Here is a 790-nt window from a genome sequence, read left to right on the forward strand (position 1 = left end):
CCGCCGCGCAGGCCCAGGAGGCCACCGAGCACGCCGAGCGGCTGCGTACGTCCGCGGTGAGCGAGACGGAGGAGGCGCGCCGGCAGGCCACCGAGCAGGCGCGGGCCGCCGAGGAGCGCCTCGCGGAGGCGGAGCGGACGCTGCGCGAGGCGCGGGCGGCGGCCGAGAAGGTCACGGGCGAGGCCGACGAGCGGGCCGCGAAGGTCCTGTCGACCGTCGAGGCGGACAACGAGCTGCGTACCCGTACCGCCAAGGAGCAGATCGCGCGCCTGGTGAGCGAGGCCACCAAGGAGGCCGAGGCGCTCAAGGCGGACGCGGTACGGGAGCGGGACGAGGCCGTCGCCGAGGCGGAGCGGGTGCTCGCCGAGGCGGCCGAGAAGGCCCGCAGCTCGGCGGCCGAGGACGCCGCCGCCGCGCTCGCGAAGGCCGCGCGCAGTGCCGAGGAGGTGCTGAGCAAGGCCGAGGAGGACGCGCGCGCGACGACCGGCTCCGCCTCCGAGGAGGCCGAGCGGATCAAGGGCGAGGCGCAGGCCGAGGCCGACCGGCTGCGCGCCGAGGCCGAGGCGGCGGCGGACGAGCTGCGCGGCGCGGCGAAGGACGACACCAAGGAGTACCGGGCGCGGACCGTCGAACTCCAGGAGGAGGCACGGCGGCTGCGCGGCGAGGCCGAGCAGTTGCGCGCCGACGCGGTCGCCGAGGGCGAGCGCATCCGGGGCGAGGCGCGCCGCGAGGCGGTGCAGCAGATCGAGGAGGCCGCGGGGCGCGCCGAGGAGCTGCTGACCAAGGCGCG

1 pseudogene is annotated in these 790 nt (G+C 78.0%); it reads left to right on the plus strand.

The features are described 5' to 3' along the window. A pseudogene (locus G3I42_RS23775) lies at positions 1-790 on the plus strand (hypothetical protein); the annotation flags it as partial.

The organism is Streptomyces sp. SID11385 (assembly GCF_010548245.1).
In the GTDB taxonomy this organism is placed as follows: domain Bacteria; phylum Actinomycetota; class Actinomycetes; order Streptomycetales; family Streptomycetaceae; genus Streptomyces.